The organism is Phreatobacter aquiterrae, assembly GCF_053471285.1.
This window is the reverse complement of sequence record NZ_JBJPHW010000010.1, coordinates 140,134-163,542: the sequence shown is the minus strand read 5'-3', so window position 1 is coordinate 163,542 and position 23,409 is coordinate 140,134. Positions and strand designations below refer to the sequence as shown.

The 23,409-nt window shown below is 67.2% G+C and carries 27 protein-coding genes; 16 read left to right on the top strand and 11 right to left on the bottom strand.

From position 1 onward, the window contains the following. Positions 1-16 precede the first annotated feature (16 nt). Positions 17-535: a winged helix DNA-binding protein gene (locus tag ACJ4V0_RS16205; RefSeq protein WP_448300634.1), complete on the bottom strand. Its 519-nt coding sequence runs from the start codon at positions 533-535 to the stop codon at positions 17-19. 312 nt (positions 536-847) lie between these two features. Here ACJ4V0_RS16205 and ACJ4V0_RS16200 point away from each other — a divergent pair, with 312 nt between their 5' ends. The 6 genes from ACJ4V0_RS16200 to ACJ4V0_RS16175 are packed head-to-tail and all read left to right on the top strand — an operon-like array spanning position 848 to position 6,341. Beyond that, positions 848-1,846, top strand: coding sequence for a TRAP transporter substrate-binding protein (locus tag ACJ4V0_RS16200; protein ID WP_448300633.1), 999 nt, complete (start codon positions 848-850; stop codon positions 1,844-1,846). Between the two features lie 13 nt (positions 1,847-1,859). Next, positions 1,860-2,441 carry a TRAP transporter small permease subunit gene (locus ACJ4V0_RS16195; protein WP_448300632.1) on the top strand — a complete coding sequence of 194 codons (582 nt, stop codon included), beginning with the start codon at positions 1,860-1,862 and terminating at the stop codon, positions 2,439-2,441. A gap of 46 nt (positions 2,442-2,487) precedes the next feature. Then, entirely contained in the window at positions 2,488-3,792 is a 1,305-nt protein-coding gene (locus tag ACJ4V0_RS16190; protein ID WP_448300631.1) for a TRAP transporter large permease, read from the top strand. 13 nt (positions 3,793-3,805) lie between these two features. Continuing rightward, positions 3,806-4,531 (top strand): 5-oxoprolinase subunit PxpB, encoded by a 726-nt coding sequence (gene pxpB, locus ACJ4V0_RS16185; protein ID WP_448300630.1) that lies wholly within the window; start codon positions 3,806-3,808, stop codon positions 4,529-4,531. Beyond that, on the top strand, positions 4,528-5,562 hold the full coding sequence (locus ACJ4V0_RS16180) for a 5-oxoprolinase subunit C family protein (protein ID WP_448300629.1): 1,035 nt from the start codon (positions 4,528-4,530) through the stop codon (positions 5,560-5,562). Before pxpB ends, ACJ4V0_RS16180 begins: the two co-directional genes overlap by 4 nt. A gap of 11 nt (positions 5,563-5,573) precedes the next feature. Continuing rightward, positions 5,574-6,341, top strand: coding sequence for a LamB/YcsF family protein (locus ACJ4V0_RS16175; protein ID WP_448300628.1), 768 nt, complete (start codon positions 5,574-5,576; stop codon positions 6,339-6,341). Here the strand turns inward: ACJ4V0_RS16175 and ACJ4V0_RS16170 are convergent. Together ACJ4V0_RS16170 and ribA are read right to left on the bottom strand one after the other, a co-directional pair. Continuing rightward, positions 6,328-8,598, bottom strand: coding sequence for a glycosyltransferase family protein (locus ACJ4V0_RS16170; protein WP_448300627.1), 2,271 nt, complete (start codon positions 8,596-8,598; stop codon positions 6,328-6,330). The two genes, ACJ4V0_RS16175 and ACJ4V0_RS16170, sit on opposite strands and share 14 nt — an antisense overlap. Positions 8,599-8,683: 85 nt before the next feature. Next, positions 8,684-9,805 carry a GTP cyclohydrolase II RibA gene (ribA, locus tag ACJ4V0_RS16165; protein ID WP_448300626.1) on the bottom strand — a complete coding sequence of 374 codons (1,122 nt, stop codon included), beginning with the start codon at positions 9,803-9,805 and terminating at the stop codon, positions 8,684-8,686. Positions 9,806-10,060: 255 nt separating this feature from the next. Here ribA and ACJ4V0_RS16160 point away from each other — a divergent pair, with 255 nt between their 5' ends. Beyond that, positions 10,061-10,612: a cytochrome b gene (locus tag ACJ4V0_RS16160; protein ID WP_448300625.1), complete on the top strand. Its 552-nt coding sequence runs from the start codon at positions 10,061-10,063 to the stop codon at positions 10,610-10,612. Between the two features lie 105 nt (positions 10,613-10,717). On the opposite strand, the gene ACJ4V0_RS16155 is transcribed toward ACJ4V0_RS16160, so the two are convergent. After that, positions 10,718-10,900 carry a YdcH family protein gene (locus ACJ4V0_RS16155; RefSeq protein WP_448300624.1) on the bottom strand — a complete coding sequence of 61 codons (183 nt, stop codon included), beginning with the start codon at positions 10,898-10,900 and terminating at the stop codon, positions 10,718-10,720. A gap of 229 nt (positions 10,901-11,129) precedes the next feature. Here ACJ4V0_RS16155 and ACJ4V0_RS16150 point away from each other — a divergent pair, with 229 nt between their 5' ends. The 3 genes from ACJ4V0_RS16150 (at position 11,130) to ACJ4V0_RS16140 (ending at position 13,065) form a co-directional block, all read left to right on the top strand. After that, positions 11,130-11,342: a YdcH family protein gene (locus tag ACJ4V0_RS16150; RefSeq protein ID WP_448300623.1), complete on the top strand. Its 213-nt coding sequence runs from the start codon at positions 11,130-11,132 to the stop codon at positions 11,340-11,342. A gap of 135 nt (positions 11,343-11,477) precedes the next feature. After that, positions 11,478-11,987, top strand: a complete 510-nt coding sequence (gene purE / locus ACJ4V0_RS16145) for a 5-(carboxyamino)imidazole ribonucleotide mutase (RefSeq protein ID WP_448300622.1) — start codon at positions 11,478-11,480, stop codon at positions 11,985-11,987. After that, entirely contained in the window at positions 11,974-13,065 is a 1,092-nt protein-coding gene (locus ACJ4V0_RS16140; protein ID WP_448300621.1) for a 5-(carboxyamino)imidazole ribonucleotide synthase, read from the top strand. The genes purE and ACJ4V0_RS16140 overlap by 14 nt, the downstream gene beginning before the upstream one ends. Here the strand turns inward: ACJ4V0_RS16140 and ACJ4V0_RS16135 are convergent. The 5 genes from ACJ4V0_RS16135 to ACJ4V0_RS16115 form a co-directional block, all read right to left on the bottom strand. After that, positions 13,052-13,945: an EamA family transporter gene (locus ACJ4V0_RS16135; RefSeq protein WP_448300620.1), complete on the bottom strand. Its 894-nt coding sequence runs from the start codon at positions 13,943-13,945 to the stop codon at positions 13,052-13,054. The two genes, ACJ4V0_RS16140 and ACJ4V0_RS16135, sit on opposite strands and share 14 nt — an antisense overlap. Before the next feature lie 85 nt (positions 13,946-14,030). Then, a complete protein-coding gene (locus tag ACJ4V0_RS16130) occupies positions 14,031-14,270 on the bottom strand; it encodes a cysteine rich repeat-containing protein (RefSeq protein WP_448300619.1) in 240 nt (79 codons plus the stop codon). Further along, positions 14,267-15,253 (bottom strand): small ribosomal subunit Rsm22 family protein, encoded by a 987-nt coding sequence (locus ACJ4V0_RS16125; protein WP_448300618.1) that lies wholly within the window; start codon positions 15,251-15,253, stop codon positions 14,267-14,269. The genes ACJ4V0_RS16130 and ACJ4V0_RS16125 overlap by 4 nt, the downstream gene beginning before the upstream one ends. After that, positions 15,250-16,041 (bottom strand): SDR family NAD(P)-dependent oxidoreductase, encoded by a 792-nt coding sequence (locus ACJ4V0_RS16120; RefSeq protein ID WP_448300617.1) that lies wholly within the window; start codon positions 16,039-16,041, stop codon positions 15,250-15,252. Before ACJ4V0_RS16120 ends, ACJ4V0_RS16125 begins: the two co-directional genes overlap by 4 nt. Positions 16,042-16,157: 116 nt before the next feature. After that, on the bottom strand, positions 16,158-17,324 hold the full coding sequence (locus ACJ4V0_RS16115; RefSeq protein ID WP_448300616.1) for a M20 family metallopeptidase: 1,167 nt from the start codon (positions 17,322-17,324) through the stop codon (positions 16,158-16,160). 181 nt (positions 17,325-17,505) lie between these two features. Between ACJ4V0_RS16115 and coaD the strand changes: the two genes are divergently transcribed. The 5 genes from coaD to tgt all read left to right on the top strand — a co-directional run bounded on the left by coaD (position 17,506) and on the right by tgt (position 21,440). Beyond that, positions 17,506-18,012: a pantetheine-phosphate adenylyltransferase gene (coaD, locus tag ACJ4V0_RS16110; protein WP_448300615.1), complete on the top strand. Its 507-nt coding sequence runs from the start codon at positions 17,506-17,508 to the stop codon at positions 18,010-18,012. Positions 18,013-18,047: 35 nt separating this feature from the next. Beyond that, on the top strand, positions 18,048-18,614 hold the full coding sequence (locus ACJ4V0_RS16105; protein WP_448300614.1) for a peptidylprolyl isomerase: 567 nt from the start codon (positions 18,048-18,050) through the stop codon (positions 18,612-18,614). 36 nt (positions 18,615-18,650) lie between these two features. Then, entirely contained in the window at positions 18,651-19,151 is a 501-nt protein-coding gene (locus ACJ4V0_RS16100) for a peptidylprolyl isomerase (protein WP_448300613.1), read from the top strand. Positions 19,152-19,230: 79 nt separating this feature from the next. Continuing rightward, positions 19,231-20,307 carry a tRNA preQ1(34) S-adenosylmethionine ribosyltransferase-isomerase QueA gene (gene queA, locus ACJ4V0_RS16095; protein ID WP_448300612.1) on the top strand — a complete coding sequence of 359 codons (1,077 nt, stop codon included), beginning with the start codon at positions 19,231-19,233 and terminating at the stop codon, positions 20,305-20,307. Further along, positions 20,304-21,440: a tRNA guanosine(34) transglycosylase Tgt gene (tgt, locus tag ACJ4V0_RS16090; RefSeq protein ID WP_448300611.1), complete on the top strand. Its 1,137-nt coding sequence runs from the start codon at positions 20,304-20,306 to the stop codon at positions 21,438-21,440. The genes queA and tgt overlap by 4 nt, the downstream gene beginning before the upstream one ends. A gap of 22 nt (positions 21,441-21,462) precedes the next feature. Here the strand turns inward: tgt and ACJ4V0_RS16085 are convergent, their stop codons facing one another. Further along, positions 21,463-22,320, bottom strand: a complete 858-nt coding sequence (locus ACJ4V0_RS16085; RefSeq protein ID WP_448300610.1) for a polyphosphate kinase 2 family protein — start codon at positions 22,318-22,320, stop codon at positions 21,463-21,465. Between the two features lie 121 nt (positions 22,321-22,441). Here ACJ4V0_RS16085 and ACJ4V0_RS16080 point away from each other — a divergent pair, with 121 nt between their 5' ends. Further along, the gene (locus ACJ4V0_RS16080) at positions 22,442-22,804 is read left to right on the top strand and encodes a hypothetical protein (RefSeq protein WP_448300609.1); all 363 of its coding nucleotides are present in this window, start codon (positions 22,442-22,444) and stop codon (positions 22,802-22,804) included. Between the two features lie 2 nt (positions 22,805-22,806). Here ACJ4V0_RS16080 and ACJ4V0_RS16075 read toward each other — a convergent pair whose 3' ends face one another. Further along, the gene (locus ACJ4V0_RS16075) at positions 22,807-23,313 is read right to left on the bottom strand and encodes a DUF2937 family protein (protein WP_448300608.1); all 507 of its coding nucleotides are present in this window, start codon (positions 23,311-23,313) and stop codon (positions 22,807-22,809) included. Between the last annotated feature and the right edge of the window lie 96 nt (positions 23,314-23,409).

Sequence of the window (23,409 nt, the reverse complement as noted above, 5' to 3'; positions counted from 1 at the left end):
GACCGGGCCGGTCGCCTCAGAGGCTGGCGGCGGCCCGCGCCGCCTGGTCGTAAAGACCGGAGAGCGCGCGCATTTCGGTGGCGATGCGGCTGAGCACGGCGGGCTCTGTGCCGAAGGCCTTGACGCTCTGGATCAGCAGGGCTTCGCGGACCTCGCGGTAGCGCATGACGGCCTCGGCCCCCTTCTTCGTCACCGACACCGCCTTTTCCTTGCCGATCTTCTCGCCCTTCACGAGACCGGCCTTCTCGAGCTTCTTCACCGCATAGGTGACGAGGTGCATGTCCTCGACATTGAGGACGAGCGCGATGTCGGCGAGCCGCTTCGGACGACCGCGGTGATAGACCGTGTGCAGGATCATGTTCTCAAGCGCCGACAGCCCCGGCGCGCCGCCGGCGGCCGCGCATCGCACGGTCCAGCGATGAAAGGCATGGCTGACCATCATCATGCCGAACTCGAATTCGGACAGCGCCGGCAAGTCACCCGAGGCCAGATGCGCGGAAGATACGATCGGGCCAAGCATGGACGGAGGGGTCATCGGCAGACCTCGAACCTGCGCACTAGGACGGCCTGACAGATTGCCGCGGCCCGATGTCGAGATCAAGCAGAGAAATTGACGATAAAACGTCAACATCATGTTGACACATAGCCGGCCCTGCGTGATCGTTAGCCAACGATCGCCGGCTCACGGCGGCATGGCAGGCGTTTTCGCTACGCGTAGCTGTCGTTCGCGCGATGCGGATTTCGGCCTTGTCAACATGGCCAAACAGCGGTCCAATCCCCACAAGGGCGCCAAGCCTTGCCGCCGAGACAGGCGGAGCATCCAGAGCCAGGAACCAGGAGTCCCGCCATGTTCGATCGTCGTCAATTCGTAGCCGGCCTTGCCGGAACAAGCATTCTCGCCGCACCGACCGTGGCGCGCGCCCAGGCCGCGAACTGGGACCTCTCGACGGTCTGGCCGGACGGCAATTTCCACACGGTCAACGCCAAGAAGTTCGCCGAGGACGTGAAGGCAGCCACCAGCGGCGCGGTGAACATCACCGTCAAGAGCGGCGGCCAGCTCGGCTTCAAGGGTCCGGAGCACCTGCGCGCCGTGCGCGACGGCCTCGTGCCGATCGCCGACGTTCTCAACATCCAGCAGATCGGCGACGAGCCGATCCTCGGTGCCGAGGGCATTCCCTTCCTCGTTGGTTCCGTCGACGAACTGCGCATCTACCACAAGTACATTCGCCCGGTGTTCGAGCGGGTGGTGCAGAACAACAACCAGAAGAACCTCTACATCGTGCCGTGGCCGACCCAGTACCTGCACCTCAAGGTGAAAGCGGACACGCTGGCGGGTCTCGCCGGCCAGAAGGTGCGCTGCCCGGATCGCGGCGCGCAGGACATGGTCAATGCGCTGGGCATGACGGGCGTCGTCATTCCGTGGGGCGAGACCATTCCCGCACTCGCTTCGAACGCCGTGCAGGGCGTCTCGACCTCGGCCGTGTCCGGCGTCGACGGCAAGTTCTGGGAGTTCCTGAAGTACGTCTATCCGACCAACCACGTCTGGTCCTGCCAGATGGTCAACGTCAACATGGACGCCTGGAACAGGCTGCCCGCCAATCATCGCACCGCCATCGAGGCGGTCGCCAAGAAGCTCGAGCCGGAGTTCTGGGCCACGTCGGTGAAGGCCGACACGGACAGCCTCGCCCGTTTGAAGCAGGGCGGCATGGAGGTGGTCGACATCCCGGCGCCGATGATGGCCGACATGCGCCGCCGCACCGCCAACATGGTGCAGGACTACATCAAGCGCGTGCCGGCTGCGAAGGGTCCGATCGAGGCCTACCTCGCCGAAGTGAAGCGTTCCTGACGAGGATCGCCCGATGGCTCCCCACCTCGACCTCAATGCCGGGGCGCCATCGGGTATCCGGTGGTTCCTGGACGGCATCGACCGCCTCGGCCGCCTCGACGGCTGGATCGGCGCGCTCTGCCTTCTGGCGCTGACCTGCCTGATGTTGTCGGAGATCATCGCCCGCGCGGCGTCGAACTTCCTTGGCATCGGACCGGGCGTGGTTCCCAATGCCTGGGAATATTCCTCCTATCTCATGGCGGCCGCCTTCACCTTTGGCGCCGCCATGACCTTGCGCGGCGGCGGTCATATCCGGGTGACGCTGGTTGTGGGCAATGCCGGTCCGCGGCTGAAGAAGGTGCTGGAGATCCTGTCTTCGGCCTTCGCCTTCGCGGCGACCAGCTACCTGACGGTCTCCATGGTGATGTTCACCTGGAGTTCCTACGCCCGGGGCCAGGTGTCGATCTCGTCCGGCACGGCCGTGTGGCCGCCCATGGTCCTGGTGACCATCGGTATCGCCCTGCTGACCCTGCAGTTCCTGGCACGGACCATCCGCGCCGCTCTCGACCTGCCGCTGGAAGATCCGTCCATGCGGGCGTCGAACCCCGTCGAATAGCGGCCCTCGCGTCGTCCTGATCCTCTTTCGCCGAGCGGAGCCGTCCATGGCCGTCGAAGTCATCGTCATGTTCGCCATCCTGTTCGGCCTCCTGGCCGGCGGGCTGTGGATCGGCCTGACCCTGGGCGTGACCGGCACCATCCTGCTGGCGATTTTCCGCGACATCCCGCTCTACCGGCTGGTATCGCAGTATTCGTGGAACATCCTGACGACCCAGGAACTGCTGGCCCTGCCGCTGTTCATCCTGATGGGCGAGCTTCTGTTCCGCACCAACCTGTCGCGCTCGCTGTTTACCGGCCTCGCACCATGGGCCGGCCTCCTTCCGGGGCGGCTCATTCATGTGAACGTCATCGGCTGCACCATCTTCGCGGCGATCTCCGGCTCGTCGGCGGCGACGACGCAGGTCGTCGGTCGCATCGCGCTCACCGAACTCCTCAAGCGCGGCTATTCGCGCGACATCGCCGTCGGGTCGCTGGCGGGAGCGGGCACGCTCGGCTTCCTCATCCCGCCGTCCAACATCCTCATCATTTACGGTGTTCTCGCCGACGTCTCGATCATCAAGCTGTTCACCGCAGGCCTCATTCCGGGCCTGCTGCTGGCCGGCTTGTTCATGTCCTGGGTGATGATCCATACGACGATCCGCAAGGACCTGGTGCCCGAGAGCGAACGGGCCTTGCGCAACCTGTCGTGGGGCGAGCGGTTCTCCTCGCTGAAGGACCTCGCCCCCGCGCTGTTTCTCATCGCCTGCGTTCTCGGCTCGATGTATGGGGGCATCGCGACTCCATCGGAAGCCGCCGCCGTCGGCGTGCTCGGCGCCGCCCTTGTGGCCCTGGTCCAGCGCTCGCTGACCTGGGTGGCGATCCGCCAGATCGCCATCGGCTCGGTCGTTACCTGCTCAATGATCGCGCTGATCCTGCTCGGCGCATCGATCCTCGGCTCCGCTGCCGCCTTCCTCGGCATTCCCGCCAAGGTGGCGGCCTTCGTTGAAAGCCTCGGCCTGTCGCCGTTCCAGCTCATGTTCGCGCTGGTGATCTTCTATCTGTTGCTCGGCTGCTTCCTCGACGGCTTCTCGATGATCGTCATGACCCTGCCGATCGTGCTGCCGATCATCAAGATGGCCGGCTTCGATCCGATCTGGTTCGGCGTCTTCATCGTGCTGGTGGTGGAGATGGCGCAGATCACGCCGCCTGTCGGGTTCAACCTCTTCGTCATCCAGGGCATCACCGGGGACAGCCTGTCCTATCTTGCCAAGGTGACGATGCCCTATCTTCTCATCATGGTCATCTTCACCATGTCCCTCGTGGTCTTCCCGCAGATCGTGATGTTCCTGCCAAACCTTCTGGCGGGCTAGACGGAAGCGAGCCATGGGTGGCCCCAAACCGCGCTTCCTGCCGTGTGGCGACACCGCCGTCACGATCGAGTTCGGCACCGAGATCGACGATGCGGTCAATGCGTTGTGCCTCGTCTTCGACGAGGCCCTGACGGCGGCCGCCATCCCCGGCGTCGTCGAGACGCTGCCGACCTATCGATCGGTGCTCGTCCAGGTCGATCCCCTCGTCATCGACATGCCGGCCTTCGAGCAAAGGGTCCATGAGATTCTTGCGGTTCTGGTGCCGGACCGGGCACCGCCGCGCCGCTGGTCCATTCCCGTCGTCTATGGCGGCGAGTTCGGCATCGACCTCGAGGATGTCGCCAGGGCCCACGGCCTCACGCCGGAGGAGGTCGTCCGCCGGCATTCCAGCCGCACCTACCGCGCCGCCATGCTCGGGTTCCTGCCGGGGTTCTGCTATCTCGCGGGCGCCGACCCGTCCATTGCGCTGCCGCGGCGCATCAGCCCGCGCCTGAAGACACCGGCCGGCACTGTCTCCATCGGCGGCGTGCAGGCGCTGTTCGCCTCGGTGGAGGCGCCCTCCGGCTGGCATCTCCTCGGCCGCACGCCGGTGCGCAACTTCATGCCGGATCGCGACCCGGTCTTCCTGGTCGGCGCCGGCGACGAGGTCGTCTTCCACGCCATTCCTGCCCGCGAGTGGGATGCGCTCGACCGCGCCGCCGCGGCGGGAGAGCCCGTGGCGGAGCTCGTCGGATCATGATGCGCCTTCTCGTCAGGGACTGCGGGGCCGGCACCACGATCCAGGATGCCGGGCGGTTCGGCTACCAGCGCTACGGCGTCGGTCCGGCAGGGGCGATGGACAAGGTGGCGCTGGCCGTCGCCAACATGCTTGTCGGCAATGCTCCCGGCGAGGCGGCGATCGAGTTCACCGTCCTCGGCGGCACCTTCGTGGTCGAGGGCGGCCCGGTGCGCGTGGCGCTGGCCGGTGCGCTCGCCGATCTGAGAATTGACGGCGATGCCGTTCCCGCCCTGACGAGCGCCACGGCGCTGGACGGCCAGACGGTCTCGGTGGGGCCCGCCCGGCTCGGCACCTTCATGGTGCTGGCCGTCAGCGGCGGGTGCGCCGTCCGGCAGGATCTCGGCAGCCGCTCGTTTCATTTGCGGGGAGGGCTCGGCGGCATCGATCGCGCGCCCGTGCGCGCGGGGCAGGTGCTGCCCGTCGGCGGCGCGCCGCAGGGGCCCGACCTCACCGCGACGGTGACGCCGCGGGTTGCGGCGGGAGCCTATCGCGTGGTGCTCGGCCCGCAGGACGACTATTTCTCCGAAGCCGGCATCGCGACTTTCCTCGGCGAGGCCTACCGCGTCTCGGCGGAGGCCGACCGCATGGGTTACCGGTTGTCCGGCCCCGCCATCGAGCACGCCAAGGGCTTCAACATCGTCTCCGACGGCATCGTCACCGGTTCCATCCAGGTGCCTGGATCCGGCGAGCCCATCGTGCTGCTGGCCGACCGCCAGACGACCGGCGGCTACCCCAAGATCGCCACCATCGTTTCCGCCGACCTGCCGCGATTCGTCCATCAACGCCCGGGAAGCGAGCTGACTTTCGCTGCCGTTTCGCTCGCCGAGGCCATTGCTGCGGCCCGCGACCAGGCCGCGATGCTCGCCGCCGTGCGCGACGGTCTGCGACCGGTCGGCATCGAAATGGATGCGGAGCATCTGCTGTCCGTCAATCTGGTCGACGGCTGGGTCGATGCCCACGCGCCGGCGGATTCCCTCACCGACACTCCCTGAAGGAGGCCTCCATGACGAGCGTCGATCTCAATTCCGACATGGGCGAGGGGTTCGGACCCTGGAAGATGGGCGACGACGAGGCGATGCTGTCCATCGTCTCATCCGCCAACATCGCCTGTGGCTGGCATGCCGGCGATCCGATTATCATGCACAGGACGGCCGCGACCGCGAAGGCCAAGGGCGTCTCGATTGGCGCCCATCCCGGCTTCGGTGACCTCTGGGGCTTCGGGCGGCGCGTCATCCGCGGCGACAGCATGTCGGACCTCGAGAGGCAGATCGCCTATCAGGTCGGAGCCATGCAGGCGCTCGCCGTCATGGCCGGTCACAAGGTCACGCATGTGAAAACCCACGGCGCCATGGGCAACATGTCCAACGACGACGACGACATGGCGATGGCCGTCGGGCGCGCCATCAAGGCGGTCGATCCCTTGCTGGTCTATGTCGTCATGCCGGGCCTCGCTACCGAAAGGGCGGCCGAGAAGCTCGGCCTGCCCATGGCGCGCGAGGTTTTCGCCGACCGCACCTATGACGACTCGGGGAACCTGACGAGCCGCAAGGTGGAAGGCGCCGTCATTCACGATGCGGCCCTGGCCGCCACGCGCGTGTTGCGCATGGTCGAGGATCAGGAGGTCGTCACCGTCACGGGCAAGAAGCTGAAGGTGAAGATCGACACGATCTGCGTCCACGGCGACAACCCGGCGGCGGTGGCCATGGCGAAGACGGTGCGCGAGACGCTGAAGGCGGCCGGCATCGCCATCCGGCCGTTCAAGGCCGGCTAGAGCCGCGTCGGGTCACCTGATCGACCAGCCCGCGCAGGGGCGAGAAGGTGAAGCGCACCGTCGCGGCGCCCGGTGGCACCTCGACCGCCCGGACGAGACCGTAGGCCCGGCGGATCGGCACCGCGCGCCCGTCGATCGTGGCGCGCCACCATGGGTGCCAGGCGTCCGCCAGGACGAGATGGCCGCCTTCGCTGGTGGTGGTCGATACCGTCACCGTGCTGTTGCCATAGGACAGGAGCCGCGCGCTCCCTCCGGCGGAGCCAGCCCTTCGAACAATCCCCTCGATGAGGACGGTGTCTCGCGGATCAAGGTCGGAGGGAAAGCCGGCGACGGCGAGGTCGGGCGGTGTCGGCGCCGCCGACCGGGCGATCCAGACGCGGGGCAGGGCGCGGGGGTTCTCGTAGATGCGCACCTCGCCCTCCTGTGCCACCATCGCCATCGCACCCGACGGTAGCCTCCGGTCGACATCCTCGACGCGCCCGCGCGTCACGACGTAGCGCAGGCCCAGAATATCGGCGAGTACGGACTGGTAGGACGGGAAGGCCGGCGGAAAGCGGCGCTGGTTCGGCAGGGCCGCAATGTCCTCGGCGCCGACCAGATTGGCATAGGCGGCGGAGCGCACGGGATTGAAACCGAGCACGTCCTCGAAGTCGTGGGACATGGCGGCGTTCTGCCACTCGTAGCCGAGGCCGATCAGCTCCACCCGGTCGCGTCGGGTCTCGTCGCGGACCGTCAGGGAACGGATGAGTGCGATGGCTGGATCCCGTGTCTGGGGTTCCAGCACGGCGTAGGCCGATGGCAGAAGGGCGGTGGATTCGCTCGGGCCGTTGGTGAGCCTGAGGTCGGCCGTGAGGATGACCGCCATGACGAGCGCCATGGTCGTGGCTGCGAGACGCGGGCGAGCCGCGAGGACAGCGAGGGAGATCGCCAGCGACGCGGCGCCGATGGCGAGCGACACCCACGCCGCCTGCGGCGCTTGCTTGCCAATGATCAGGCCGACGGCAACAAGCATGACTGCGGCAACGATCGCACCTTCGACGCGCCAACTCGTGGCAAGTCGGCCGGTCAGAATCCGGTGGGCGCCGTAGCCCGCAAGGAAGGCGAAAAGACCGCCGATGACGAAGGCGGCATCGGCCGGACGGCGGAAGAGCTCGACGCCCGGCAGATGCCAGAACAGCCGGAAGGCGGGCGTGTACCAGCCGAGGGCATAAAGCAGCATCAGCGCCAGGGCGATCGTCACGAAGCGGATGTCGCGGTCGAAAGCAGCGCCGGTCCGCAGCGTCGCGAGAACCAGAAACAGGGGCAGGGCACCAGCGTAGAGGTTGCCCATGTTGCGGGCGAGGAAGAGCCCGGTCTCGCCCCAGGTCGGGCTCGGCGGGCCCCAATGCTCCACGAGCGGCCCGGCGGCCCCGTAGAGGTTGCCGACCAACCATGTGAGGAGATGGGCCGGATGAAGGGAGCCCCGGCCGGCACCGTCCTCGTCGATGACGATCCGATTGGATTCCGCCCCCCAGAGAGCCGACATGAGGACCGGCACTGTGACGACCAGCGCGCCCGTCACGGCGGCCGCCGCCAGCGGCGCGATGCTGCCGCGGATGGAAGCGCCGATCCTCTCCGCAGAAACCCAGTGATGCACCACCGCGCCCGCCAGCAGATAGGCGAGAAGCATGGCGACCTGATCGCGCCCCAGCACCATCAGGGCCGCGGCGAGGCCTGCCGCAACGCCGTAACCGACGGATCCGCGGTCGAGGGCGCGCGACAGCAGCCACCATGCAATGGGCCACCAGCACAGGGAGAAGACCTGACTCAGATGCTGGATGCGCCAGCTGGCGGCGGCTCCGAAGGCGAAGGCGAGGGCGGCAACCAGGGCGCCGCCCCAGTGCCAGCCGCGATCACGGAAGATCAGGATGACCGCGATGCCGCCGGCCAGCAGCATGGCGAAGACGGCGCGGTCCATGGCCACAAGCGAGGGCCGCGGGTCGAGGGCAGCGAGCGCCAGGAGCGGCGCCGAGAACAGCACGGACTGCGGATCGGCGATTTCAGGTGAGCCGGCAAAGATGTTCGGTGACCAGGCTGGAGAGACCCCGCCGTGGATCGCGCGCGCCGCGAAGACCAGATGCGGATACCAGTGCGCCTTCGCGTCCCAAGGGATGGTGACGGAACCGGTGAGCCAGGGGCCGGCCAGCACAAGCCAGCCCAGAGCGAACAGCACAAGCACCAGGGCGAGGCGGAAGGGCGCTGGGGCGATGGGGTGCATGGGATCAGCCGGCCGGGACACCCAGCGTCTTAGCCGAGCCGCGCGGTCTCCGCCACTGGCCGCCGGCAGGTCACTGTCCGGCCGGTCACTTGCCGGCGGTCAGGCTGGCGAGAAGCGCATCAGCGTCGATGGCATGGCCGGCACGGTCGCGCTTCGACGTCAGGTAGCGGACGTTCTCGTCCGTCGCCCGCCCGATGACCCGCCGTTCCGAGCGCACATCGATCCCTGCCTCGGCCATGGCGGCGATCTTGGCGGGATTGTTGGTCATCACGTCGATCGAGGTCACCCCGAGTTGCTTCAGCATCGTCGCGGCGAAATCGAAACGGCGCTGGTCGAGATCGAAGCCGAGAACCTCGTCGGCATCATAGGTGTCCCAGCCCATGGACTGGAGGCGGTAGGCGCGCATCTTGTTGGCGATGCCGTTGCCGCGCCCTTCCTGGTCGAGATAGAGCAGCACGCCGCCGCCATTCGCAGCCATCCATTCCACCGTGTCGCGGAGTTGGTCGCCGCAGTCGCACTTGAGCGAGCCGAAGAGATCGCCGGTCAGGCAGGCGGAATGCAGGCGAACCGGGACGGGCCGGGTCAGGTCCGGCTTGCCGATGACGATCGCCACCTGGTCGCGCAAGCCCTCGCCGCCGCGGAACACCACGAACTCCGTCTCCGGAGCCCCTTCGAGCGGCACCGGCGCGCGGCCGACGATGCGGATATTGCGCGCCTGCAACCGGCGGAAGGCGAACAAGGCCTCCGCATCGACCGTCAGGATGTGCGTATTCGTGCCAAAGGTTGCCGGCAGCGGGATCATCACCACGGCGGGAACCACCAGTGCGAGACGGGCGAGCTCGAGAGCAGCCTCGTCGAGTTCGTCGACGGGAAAGACGGGCGCATCGACATGGGCGCCAATCATGAGCGCCAACATCTCGATGCGTGCGGGATCGACCTGCGGCAGGGCGATGCGGGCCGGAGCGGAGCGATCCAGCCCCAGACGGCGCAAACGCGCTGCGGGCAGAAGAAGATGCGGCATGGTGGACGCAAAACGCGCGGCCGCCTCCGCCGCCGTGGCATCCATGCCGTCGACACCGAAGGCGAGGACAGCGCGGCCAGCGCTGGTGATGAGCACCGGGCGGGCGGCACGGAATTCCGCGATGGCCCTTTCGACCTGCGCCCGGACGATATCGACCTCGTCACCGAGGATTCCGGAAGTATCCATCGTCAAAAAACGGTCCTTCGCGCCGCGCACGGTTGCCGGATTGGTGGTCCGGCCGGCGGCAATACCCCTATGTATGTCGTCTGCGCCCCATTTGGATCAAGTCAGGCTAAAAAAGTGTCGCGATCGATCATGGCAGCAAGACGTCGGCACGCCGCGCGGCATGGCCGGAAACCCGCATCCGGGGCTTCCGCTCTCTTGCATCGGCGGGTCAGGCTGATCATCATCCCGGACTGAAGCCGAAGAGGAATGCCAGCCATGTCGCAGACCGATGTCTATTCGACGCCTCACCGCTTCGTCCATTGGGCCACAGCCGCCCTCATCATCGGTCTGGTGCCCGTCGGCATCTATATGTCCAATATTCCCTATCCGCCCAATCCCGGCGCCAATCCGGCGCTGAAGAACACCCTGTATGAACTGCATAAGTCCTTCGGGCTCATCGTCCTGATTCTGGCGGTCGCCCGGGTCGCGCTGAAGGTGACGCAGGGCACCCCGGCGCCGGTTCCCACCCTGACGCGTTTCCAGCGGATTGCCTCGGGCGCGACGCATCATCTGCTTTACGTCTTGATCTTTTTCGTGCCGCTGGCGGGATGGCTCGCAACATCCATGTGCTATGGGCCCGTGCGCCTGTTCTGGACCATTCCGGTGACGCTGCCGTTCACGGCGCAGGAGAGCACCTGCGCCGCCGTGTACCGGGTCCACTTCGGCGGGGCCGTGCTAATGACGCTGCTGGTCTTCGCCCATGTCGGCGCCGCGCTGATGCATCTCGTCATCATCAAGGATGGCGTGTTCCGGCGCATGTGGCCGTGACTTCGATCTGACGCTTCCGCAGAAACGCGACTGCCGGCCATGGGGACAAGGCCGGCAGCGGCGTTTTCTGATATGAGCGCGATTCGGTCGCGCGGACGGATGAGTTCAGTGCACGCTGACGCTGCCTGTCCTGAGGCGCGTGATCTGGTCCTTCAACTGGAGCTTTCGCCGCTTCAGCGCAGCGATTTCCTCGTCCTGGGAGGACGGGCACGCAACGGCCGAAGCCAGTTCACGCTCAAGCGCCTCGTGGCGCCGTTCGAGTTCCGAGAGATGCGACTGCAGGCTCATCCATATCCTCCTTGCAAGAGAATGTGCCGACGGCCCCGGACGAGGTCCGAAACGCATCGGACTGGTGATCAGTCTGAACCCGTATGCGGCAAAGTAAAGTCACGGAATGTTACGGCGAATTGTCCGGGCCGGCCTCCTGCGGCCTTTGGCTGCCTTGCCGGGCGGGATCGATGGGCTGCATACTGACCCTGTTGGCTGCGGCGCGGCGGCTCTGGCATGCGACTGGACGATGGCGTTGACGGAAACGGAAGAAGACGAGGCCCTGCAGGAGCTTGAGCGGCTGAGGCAGGAGCACCGCGATCTCGATGCGGCCATCGACGCACTGGAACGCGTGGCAGTCTCCGACAGGCTGCAGATCCAGCGCCTGAAGAAGCGCAAGCTCGTACTGCGCGACCGGATCAGCTACCTGGAAGACGTCCTGACGCCGGACATCAGTGCCTGAGACCGTATTTCCGCGGGTCAATGCCTGACCCAAAGGTCGCAGCCTCGACCGTCTTGCTCCGGCGTCGTCGCCTGCCTATTCTCCGCCGCTTCTTTCTGGATGCCGTCGGTCCCTCGACGGGTGGGGGAGGCATCGATGCCGCAGGCGGCCGCGAACGGGGAAAAGCCCGTCGCCATCATCATGGGGTCCCAGTCGGACTGGGCGACCATGCGGCATACGGCCGAGACGCTGGATGCCCTCGGCATCGCGCATGAGGCGCTCATCGTCTCCGCCCATCGCACGCCGGATCGCCTCTTCGCGTTCGCGAAATCGGCGCGGGACAAGGGGTTCAGGATCATCATCGCCGGGGCCGGCGGCGCGGCCCACCTGCCGGGCATGGCGGCGGCCCTGACGCCGCTGCCGGTCTTCGGCGTCCCGGTCGAGAGCAAGGCGCTCTCCGGCGTCGACAGCCTGCATTCCATCGTGCAGATGCCGGGAGGCATTCCGGTCGGCACCCTCGCCATCGGCAAGCCGGGGGCAATTAACGCGGCCCTGCTCGCCGCCGCCGTTCTGGCCCTGAACGATCCGGCACTCGCCGATCGCCTCGACGCCTATCGTGCGCGCCAGACCGCCGCCATCGCGGAGCGTCCCCGTGACGACCTCTGACCGTTCGGTCGGCCCGGACCAGATCGTCGGGATCCTGGGCGGCGGCCAGCTCGGCCGCATGCTGGCGCTGGCCGGAGCACGTCTCGGCCTGCGCTGCCATGTCTATGCCCCCGAACCCGAGAGCCCCGCCTTCGATGTGGTGCGGCGGATCACCGAGGCCGACTATTCGGACGAGGTGGCTCTGGCGCGCTTCGCCGAGGACGTCGACATCGTTACCTATGAGTTCGAGAATGTTCCCGGCCGGGCGGCCGATTTCCTCGCCAGCCGCCTGACAGTGCGGCCCGGGCCGCATGCCCTGATCGTCTCGCAGGATCGCGTCATCGAGAAGACCTTTGCCCGGGATTGCGGCATCGACGTTCCCGCATTCGCCGCCATCGACAGCGTCGATGATCTCGTCCGGGCGATGGCCGAGATCGGTCTGCCGGCGGTGCTGAAGACGCGCCGTTTCGGCTATGATGGCAAAGGCCAGGTCGTCATGCGGCAGGGAGACGATCCCGTCCGCGCGCTGGCGACGATCGGCAACCAGCCGGCCATCCTCGAGGCCTTCGTTCCCTTCGAGCGCGAGATCTCGGTTCTGGTGGTGCGCGGACAGGATGGCGAGATCCGCCACTACGACCCGGTGGAGAACGTCCACCGCGGCGGCATCCTGCGCACCTCGACCGTGCCGGCCGACATCGACGTGTCGCTTTCGGCGAAGGCGGCTCTCACCGGCACGGTTCTCGCAGAGAAGCTGGGCTATGTCGGCGTCCTCGCCGTCGAGCTCTTCGTGACGCGCGACCATCGCCTGCTCCTCAACGAGATGGCGCCGCGCGTCCACAATTCGGGCCACTGGACCGAGGCGGCCTGTCACTGCTCACAATTCGAAAACCATATGCGCGCCGTCGCCGGCCTTCCGCTCGGCTCGACACTGCGGCACTCCGACGCCGTGATGCACAATCTCATCGGCGCCGATGTCGAGGACTGGCGCCGGATTGCGGCGGAGGAGGGGGCGGTCCTGCACCTCTACGGCAAGCGCGACCAGCGCGACGGCCGCAAGATGGGCCATCTGACACGGCTTTCGCCACTCAGCCGAAGCTGAGCAGGACCGCGACACCAATGACGATCAACGCGATGGCGAGGCCCTCGCGCGGGCTTGTCGCCTGCTTGATGATGGCGCCGGAGACGATCCCGGCGAAGAGCACCTCGACCAGTGCCAGGGTCCGCACCTTCGCCACCGTCTCCAGCGCGAAAGCGAGAAACCAGAACTGCGAGGCGAAGGCGCCGAGAAACCCGGCGACGACCGAAGGCCGCCACGCCCGGAAGATGGCCATCAGGCCGGCCCGGTCGGCAACCGCCAGATAGGCCGTCAGGACAGCCGTCTGGATGGCGAGGCTCCAGGCAAGGGTGGTGGTGGCGGCGAGTACGAAACTGGATGTGTCGAGGGTTCGGATACCGCCGCGAAATCCGACGGCCGCCATGCCGAACAGGGCCGCCGACACGATCCCGAGGGCTGCCGGGCGCAGCGACTGCTCGGTTCCCGGCTTCCACGACATCAGCACGATGCCGGACGTGGCGATGAGGATCGCCGCCCAGGCCCAGGTCGTCAGGTGGTCGCCGAGAAGGACCACGCCGAACAGCGCCACAAGGACGGGCTCGGTCTTCGTGTAGGCCGTCGTTACGACGAAAGAGCGCTCGCGCATGGCGGCGAGCATCAGCGCCGTCGCGCCGATCTGCGACAATGCCCCAAAGGTCGTCCAGGCGAGGAACGCCCCATGGACGGTCGGCGCCTTCGCCGGGACGGCGAGGTGCACGAGGCCGAGGAAGACCAGCGCGAAGGGAAAGCCGTAGAGAAAGCGCACATGGGTCGCGCCGATGGTGCCGAGGCGCTCCGTCAGGCTGCGCTGCATGGCGTTGCGCGCCGTCTGGGCAGCGGCCGCGACTACGGTGAACACGGCCCAGAGCCACGGCATGACCAACATCAGCATCTCCCGATGCCCTGCTATCGCGCCCCCCGGCGGCGACGGTCAATCGGGACCGGCGCAGGGCTGCGGTGCTAGCCTTCAGTCACCGTGCTCCCGTCTGGCGCACTGCCGCCACACAGTCCTGCGAGAGCTGCGCCTGATGGGTGCGCAGGCAAGTCGATACCCGGGTGGAATCGCGGCCTGCGTCCGGGCAGCGGCGGTCGATGTCGGGCTTGCAGGCACGGTATATCGAGACCCTCTGCGAGAACGACAGGGTCTCGGTCTGAGACAACGCAGGAAGCGGCGCGAACGCCACGGTGGCCATCAGCAGGATGCGGATCACGAGGCTTCTCCGTTGGCGGGCGGCATGGCATCTCCCCAGCCCAGACGGCGTGTCAGGCGATGGGCTTCGCGGTCGCGGGTCGCAATGAAGCGCGTCTTAAGGCCCGCCAGCGTGCACAGGGCAAAGCTGGTGCCGGGTTTCGCGGCCCGGGGCGGTCTGAGGATGCGGGCTGCCGCCGGACGGATGCTGATGCCGGGACGCGCGACGACCAGATAGGAGAATGGCTCGTCCTCGAAGGGCACGTCGGCCGATTTCGCGGCTTTGTGCGCCTTCAGGCGCGGCAGGCGTGCGGCGAAATGGCACCAGTCCGGATCGGCCATGGGGCAGGGGCCATCGGCCGGGCAGGGGGCGACGATGCGCCCGCCCGCCGAAATGAGCGCTGTGCGGGCTGCCCTCACGACGGCGGAACCGGCCTTCGATCCCGGTTCGACCAGCACCAGGAGGCCGCCGCAACGGTCGTAGAGCTCTGCGGCCTGACGCGATGCTTCCGCGGCGCTCAATTCGTTCAGCGCATAGCTGGCGACCACGAGATCGGCCTTCAGATCGGCAGGAAGGCTCCTGAGATCGGCCCCAATCCACTCCGCGGTCGACAGGACGCCGGTCGCATGGGCCGCCAGGCCCCTTCCGGTCGCGACCATGCCGGGATGGCTGTCGAGAAGCCGGACGGCCTCCAGCGACGGATAGGCCTCGACAGCGGCCCAGGCTGCCGTGCCGGGACCGGAACCGATGTCGAGCAGCGTGCGTGGAACGAAGGCGGCGCGGTCCGACGCCTCCGACAGGGCGTGGACGCAGGCGGCGTAGGTCGCGGGCATGCGCGCGATGGCATAGGCCGCGACATCGATGGGGGCGGGCAGGCGGGTGCCGCGGCCGGAGCGGTAGTCTGCGGACAGCCGCGCGCTCGCGGCCGCGAGATCCCGGCCGGAAAAGGTGGCGGCGAGCGCCTCCAGCCCGGACCTCAGCGCGGCAGGGAGGTCGCCGCTCAATCCTGCACCGGCACCGTGTAGTTGAGGCCGAGGCGGCCGCCATCGACATAGATGGTCTGGCCGGTGATATAGCTCGACGCGTCGGAGGCGAGGAAGACGGCGACGCGGGCGATCTCGTCGGGTTCACCGAGGCGGCGCAGCGGCGTGCGCGAGAACAGCCGGTGACGGGCGGCCTTGTCGGTGTTCACGCTCGCCAGCATCTCGGTGGCGATCGAGCCGGGACCGATGGCGTTGACGCGGATGCCGTATTCGGACAGCCCCAACGCCATGACATTGGTGAGCTGGCTGACGCCACCTTTCGAGACGCAGTAGGGGATCTGGTTGACGATGGCGAGCCGGGCGTTGACCGAGCTCATGTTGACGATGGCACCGGGCGCCTTGCCGGCCTTCACCTGCTCCACCATGAGGCGGGCGACCGCCTGGCCGACCAGGAAGGAGCCCTTCAGGTTGACGCGCAGCACCTTGTCGAAGTCGGCTTCGGCAAGATCGAGGAACTCGGACGTATGAACGATGCCGGCATTGTTGATGAGGATGTCGACGTCGCCGGTGAAGGCCTTGCGGGCGCCCTCGACGAGGTTCGCCACGGATGCCGCATCACCGACGTCTGCCGCGATGAAGGCGGTCTTGCCCGACTTTCCGAGCTCGTCGGCCGTCGCCTTGCCCGCCTCGGCGGCGATGTCGGACAGAACCACACTCGCCCCCTCGGCGACGAAGCGCTGGGCGATCGCCTTGCCGATGCCGCGCGCGGCCCCCGTGACGATGGCAACCTTGCCGTCGAGTGCGCCCATGGTGATCTCCTGTGATCGGGTTCGTGCGTGCTTCTAGACCAGAACGTCGGACGGCGGGAGAGGCGGTGCGCATGGCCGACGGCGCGGCCCCGTCCGGCGGTCGGGACTCGGAACCGTCAGTCGACCTTCGTTCTCAGGATCGCCAGGGCCAGAGCCTGGGCACGCGGCACGATGCTGTCGATCTCCAGATACTCCTCCACCGTATGGGCATTGCCGCCGACCGGGCCCACACCGCAGATGGTCGGCGTACCGACACTCGCGGTAAAGCCGGAATCGGCGCAGCCGCCCGAGAACTCGCCATCGAGATTGGGCAGCCCCGCGTCACGCGCCGCGGACTGATAGGCCGTGAAGATCGCCTTCGCCTCCGGCGTCTGCACCACGGGCAGGAACTCGCCCTTGATCTCCAGCTTCGCGGTGGTGCCCGCGACGGTCGGCGTATCGATGATGCGGCGAATGGCATCGAGGGTCCGGGCGCGGTCGGCGGGGTCGATGTAGCGCAGGTCGATCTGCCCCTCCGCGTGCGGAGCGGTCGTGTTGACCGACTGCCCGCCCGAGACGAGGCCGACATTCAGCGTGATCCCCTTGTCGAGATCGGTGAGCGCATGGATCTGAACAATCTTGTGAGCAAGCTCGCCGATAGCACTGATGCCGCTTGTGAAATTACCTCCGGAGTGAGCCGCTTTCCCATAGACGTCGAAGCGCATGAAGACACCGCCCTTGCGCCCTGTGGTGACATTGCCTGTGGGCCGTCCTGGCTCCGAATTATAGACGGCCCGCGACGCCCGGCCTTCGCGCTCGATGATGGGGCGCGACGAGGGTGACGCGATTTCCTCATCGGACGTGATGAGGACCCTGATGGGGCACGGCGCGCCACCCAGCGCCTTGAAGGCGGCGGCGACGAAGACGTTCATCACGAGACCACCCTTCATGTCCGCGACTCCCGGTCCGTAGGCCCGGTCGCCCTCGATGCTGAAGGGGCGTCTTGAGATTTCGCCTTTGGGAAACACCGTATCCCTATGACCCATTAGCAGAATGGGCTTCTCGTTTGATCCAGGTTCCGTCACCAGTGCGTGGATGGCGTCGCCGTACACCTCGTGATGTTCGCGCCAGGCGGAAATGCCGTGCTCCTCGAAGAAGCGCTCGAAGCGCGCGCCGACCGCGTCCACCCCGGCCTTGTCATAGGACCCGGAATCGATGTCGACCACCTCGCGCAGCAGCTCGACCATCGCGTCCTTGTGCGCGGCCAGCCACTCGGTGATGCGGGTTTCGGTCGTCTCGGCCATGGCGGTCTCCCCCGGGGCGTCGGCCCCTGAACATTGAGGTTCATTCTTCACGTGTCGCTGCGGCCGAGGCAATCGGTCTGCGACATGCTGACCATGCCGACCGCGTGTGCCGGGCGCGGCATCTCTTGCGCCGACCCTGCCGCTTCGGTAAGCCTCGCCGGTCCTGTCGCGGCGGAGCCCCATGACGAAACGCATCGCGCTCTACACGGGTTCGTTCGATCCGGTCACCAACGGCCATCTCGACGTCATCCGCCATGCCTGCCGCCTCGCCGACGAACTGGTGGTCGGGGTCGGCGTCCATCCCGGAAAGGCGCCGATGTTCAGCGCCGAAGAACGTCTCGCCCTCCTCGACGCCGTGTGCGCGCCTATCGCCGCCGAGGAGGACTGCCTGTTCCGGACCGTCACCTTCGACGACCTTGCGGTCTGGGCGGCCCAGCGCGTCGGTGCGAGCCTGTTCATCCGCGGCCTGCGCGACGGCACCGACCTCGACTACGAGATGCAGATGGCCGGCATGAATGCTGTCATGGCGCCGGGCGTGCAGACGATCTTTCTGCCGGCCTCGCCCACGGTTCGCCCCATCACCGCCACGCTCGTCCGCCAGATCGCCATGATGGGAGGCGACGTGACCTCCTTCGTGCCCCCCGCCGTGGCCGAGGCGCTCGGCGCCAAGGTCAAGCGCCGCGCCTGATCCCGCGCGGTCCCGTTCTAACCGGAGAATCCCCTTTGCAGCGCCGCACCTTCCTCGCCAGCTCGCTGGCTCTTGCCGCCGCCGGCCCCGCCGCCGCCCAGGCGATCCGCCTGCCGGCGGGCGCCGATCCCGAAAACACGCTCGTCATCGAGCTGAAGGACGGGCCGGTCATCATCCGCCTGCGGCCGGACCTTGCCCCCAAGCATGTCGAGCGCATCAAGATCCTGGCCCGTCAGGGCTTCTACAACGGCATCGTCTTTCACCGCGTCATCGAGGGCTTCATGGCCCAGACCGGCGATCCGCAAGGAACCGGCATGGGTGGCTCGCCGATGCCGAACCTGCCGGCCGAGTTCTCGCGCGAGCCCTTCGTGCGCGGCACGCTCGGCATGGCCCGCTCGCAGAGCCCGAACTCGGCCAACTCCCAGTTCTTCATCATGTTCGCCGAGGGCTCGTTCCTGAACGGCCAGTATACGGTTTTCGGCAACGTCGTCTCCGGCATGGAGGCGGTCGACAAGATCAAGCGCGGCAATCCGGCCGCCAACGGCACCGTCGCGCAGCCGGACCGCATGGTCCGCGTCCGCGTCGCCGCCGACATCCGCTGACGCCGATATCCAACGACAACCACCAAGGAGGCCACCATGGCCCTCGACGCAGAAAACACCCTGATCCTGGAAACGACCAAGGGTCGTGTCGTCATCGCCATGCGCCCGGACCTGGCGCCCGGCCATGTCGACCACATCAAGAAGCTCGTCCGCGAGGGCTTCTATGACGGAATCGTCTTCCACCGTGTCATCGACGGCTTCATGGCCCAGACCGGCTGCCCGCACGGCACCGGCACCGGCGGCTCGAAGTACCCGGACCTCAAGGCCGAGTTCAACGCCGAGCCGCATGTGCGCGGGACGACGTCCATGGCCCGCGCCCAGAACCCCAATTCCGCCAATTCGCAGTTCTTCATCTGCTTCGATGACGCCCGCTTCCTCGACAAGCAATACACGGTCTGGGGCAAGGTCGTCGAAGGCATGGACAACGTCGACGGGATCAAGCGCGGCGAGCCCGTGCGGGATCCCGACAAGATCGTCGTGGCCAAGATCGCCGCCGACGACCTGGCGACCTATGGCGACGTCATCGCCAAGCTCTGATCCCCTGTGATAGGGAGCGCGGCGCCCGGAGCGATCCGGGCGCCGTTTCTTTTTGCTGGAAGCCCGATCGCCCCAAACCATGCGCGTCGACCTCTTCGATTTCGACCTGCCGCCCGACCGGATCGCGCTGAGGCCCGCGAGCCCGCGCGATGCCGCACGCCTCATGGTGGTGCGGCCGGGCGAGGGAATCGAGGATCGCGTCGTGCGCGACCTGCCAGAGCTTCTGCAGCCGGGCGATGCCCTCGTCTTCAACGACACGCGCGTCATCCCGGCGCAGCTTGAGGGTATCCGCGAGCGGGCGGGGCAGGTGGCCTCGGTTTCCGCGACCCTGCACCGGCGGCTCGGCGACAACCGCTGGCTCGCCTTCGTCAGGGGCGCGAAGAAGCTGCAGCCCGGCGACCTCGTCCGCTTCGGCGAGACGCCCGAGGCCTGCCTCCTGTCGGCCTTGCATGCCACCGTCGTGTCCAAGGACGACGACGGAGTCGTGCTGGAGTTCGAGTTCGCCGGAGCCTATCTCGACGAGGCCATCGCCCGCGTTGGCCATATCCCGCTGCCGCCCTATATCGCCTCGAAGCGGCCGGAGGACGCGCAGGATCGCGCCGACTACCAGACGGTCTATGCGCGGGACGAGGGCTCGGTGGCCGCACCCACAGCCGGCCTGCATTTCACCCCGGAGCTACTGGATCGGCTGCGCGCGCGGGGCGTGGGCCTGCATTTCGTGACGCTCCACGTCGGGGCCGGTACCTTCCTGCCCGTGAAGAGCGACGACACGGCGGACCACCGGATGCATCCTGAATACGGATGGGTGGCGGCCGAGACGGCCGCAGCCCTTAATGCGGTGCGCGCGTCCGGTGGGCGCATCGTCGCGGTGGGGACCACCTCGCTGCGGCTTCTGGAAAGTTCCGCGACCGAGAATGGCACGATCCGGCCCTTCGCCGCAGAAACATCCATCTTCATCACACCGGGCTACCGGTTCCGGGCCGTCGATATCCTGATGACCAATTTCCACCTGCCGCGCTCGACCCTGTTCATGCTGGTCTCGGCCTTTGCAGGGCTCGAGACCATGCGGGCGGCCTATGAGCAGGCCATCGCCACCGGATACCGTTTCTACTCCTATGGCGACGGTTCGCTTCTCTTCCGCGAGGATGCGCGATGACCGGCTTCTCCTTCGCGATCCAGGCCCGCGACGGCGCGGCGCGCAACGGTATCGTCTCGACGCCGCGCGGCGCCATCCGTACGCCCGCCTTCATGCCGGTCGGCACGCAGGCGACGGTCAAGGCCATGTACATGGATCAGGTGAAGGCGCTCGGCGCCGACGTGATCCTCGGCAACACCTACCACCTGATGCTGCGCCCCGGCGCCGAACGCATTGCGAAACTCGGCGGCCTGCACCGCTTCGGCGGCTGGTCCGGGCCGATACTGACCGATTCCGGCGGGTTTCAGGTCATGTCGCTCGCCAAGTTGCGCAAGCTCACGGAGCAGGGCGTGACCTTTTCAAGCCATGTGGACGGCACGCGCTTCGAACTGACGCCGGAGCGCTCGGTGGAGATCCAGGGCCTGCTCGGCGCCGACATCCAGATGCAACTCGACGAGTGCGTTGCGCTGCCGAACGAGCGCGCCGCCATCGACAGGGCCATGCAGCTGTCGCTGCGCTGGGCCGAGCGGTCGAAGCGCGCGTTTGAGGTGCAGCCGGCGGGCAGGGCGCTCTTCGGCATCGTGCAGGGCGGCGACCAGCCGGACATGCGCATCGCCAGCGCGAAGGCTCTCGCGGCCATGGACTTCCCCGGCTATTCCATCGGCGGCCTTGCCGTCGGCGAGCCGCAGGAGGTCATGCTGGCGATGATCGAGGAGGTCATGCCGCACCTTCCGGACGAGAAGCCGCACTATCTGATGGGCGTCGGCACGCCGGACGATCTGCTGGCGGCCGTAGCGCGCGGGGTCGACATGTTCGACTGCGTCATGCCGACCCGCAACGGCCGTCACGGGCAGGCTTTCTCTCGCTTCGGCCGGATCAACTTCCGCAACGCCCGCCACGCCGAGGACCCGCGCCCGCTGGACGAAGCCTCGTCCTGCCCGGCGGCCCACGATTATTCGCGCGCCTACCTGCATCACCTCGTCCGCACCGAGGAGATGCTCGGCTCCATGCTGATCACCTGGATCAACCTCGCCTATTACCAGGACCTGATGGCCGGCGCCCGCACGGCGATCGCCGAGGGCCGCTACGCCGACTATGTCGCCGAGGTGAGGGAGGGCTGGGTGAGGGGCGATATCGACCCCTGGACCGGTTGAGCCTGCTTGCGCTCCGGTCCCTCTACTCGATTGTGAAGTCCGACGCCTTCCACGGCACCTTCGGATATTGCGGGTTCATCGTCTCCAGCGTGTCACGCACGATAGCTGCGATGATGGCGTTGCGCGCCCACTTCCTGTCTGCGGGCACCACGTGCCAGGGCGCATGGTCGGTCGAGCAGCGGGTGAGGGCGGTCTCATAGGCCTTCTGGAACTCGTCCCAGAGCTTGCGGTCCTCGAGATCGCCGGCGTTGAACTTCCAGTTCTTGTCCTTCTGGTCGAGCCGCTCCTGGAGACGTTCCGCCTGCTCCTCTTTCGAGATGTGCAGCATGAACTTCAGGATGACCGTGCCGTTCTCGGAGAGAATCCGCTCGAAATCGTTGATCTGGTCGTAGCGCTGCTCGATGGCGGCCTTGGGCGCCAGATTGCGCACTCGCCCGACCAGCACGTCCTCGTAGTGCGAGCGGTTGAAGATGCCGATTGTGCCGCGCCGCGGCGCGGCCATGTGCACACGCCAGAGGAAGTCGTGGGCGAGTTCCTCCTCGCTGGGCCGCTTGAAGGCGGTAACGGACACGCCGAGTGGGCCGGTGGTGTTGAAGACGCCGCGGATCGTGCCGTCCTTGCCCGCCGTATCCGTTCCCTGCAGCACGACGAGCAGCGCGCGTTTGCCTTCGCCATAGAGCCTATCCTGCAGCCGGTCGATGACGATCACATCCTCCGCGAGCCTCGCCCGCACGGCCGCCTCCTCCCCGAGGAAGTCGACCTCCCGCGCGTCGATATCCGCGAGCTTCACCCTGGTGCCCGGGGCCACCATCAGATGCTTCATGTGCTTGGGGCAGGATTGCTGCATCGGGCTCGACCACTCTCGCTTCTGGGCGAGCATTGTTCCTGCGCGACGTCTTCCGGCGCAAGCCTTCATTCCCTGCGTCTCAGCGGTGCATCCAACGGCGCCGGTCGCCGTGTAGACCTTGTGGAAGTTCGCGCTGACGACAGGGAGCAAGGCAATGCGGGTTGCGACGATCGTGCTGATGGCGGGCCTCGCGCTCGGCGGATCGACGGCCGGGGCGGTGGAGGACTACGCCCGCTGGCCGCTCCTGACCTACCCGTTCCCGAGCACGGGCGGCGGCGGCATCATGATCGGCGGCTATGATCCGGTCGTCGCCGACGGCCGGTGCCGCACCGCCTTCACCGCGACCACGCCTGACGGCACGATCTACCGCAACACCGTCGAATTCGACGCGGTTTCCGAACAGGGAGGCATCCTCTGCACCAACGGCCGTTGGCGCTCCGCCGACGGTTCGGCGTCAGGTACCACCCCGTTCCGTCTGTTCATCAGGGATGGCGTCAGGCGGATGGCGCCTGACTGAATTCAGGCCCGCGTTATCGCGGTCCGGCGGCGGCGACGCTGGACGGGGGCTATCAGAGCACGGCCGCCGAGCCACCCGATCAGGAATCCCGCGACTGTTGCGACCAGTCCCTCGGCGGTCACGGGGATGGCCGGCTCGAAATTCTCGGCGGCGCGGCGCACGATCTCGGGCTCGTGGTTGCGGGCGAACGTGGCGAGCCGCCAGAATGGGCCGGCGTCGCTGTAGGATTGAAGCTGCCGTTCGAGCCGGGCCGCGCGTTCCGCAACGCTACGAATCTGCTCGCCGCGCTGCCGGACGAAGTCATCGGTGTTGCGTAGCAGCCTGTCGAGCCCGGAGGCACGGTCCATCTGCATCCGTGCCGCGTCCGCATCGAACTCGCCCGTTATCCGGTTGAGTTCGTCGATGGCTCCGCCCAGTCGCTGGCGGTACTGCTGGGCGAATTCCGGCACCTGCGAGGCGATGAGACCGAGCAAAAGCGCGAGAAAGAAGACGATTCGTCGCAGGATCATGAGGGGATTCGTCCTTGTCGGGCGAGCATCCTGGGCGCCTGCGCCCCGAGGGGCAATCGCTGCCCCGTAGCAGAACTGAACAATCGCGCTCGCCAT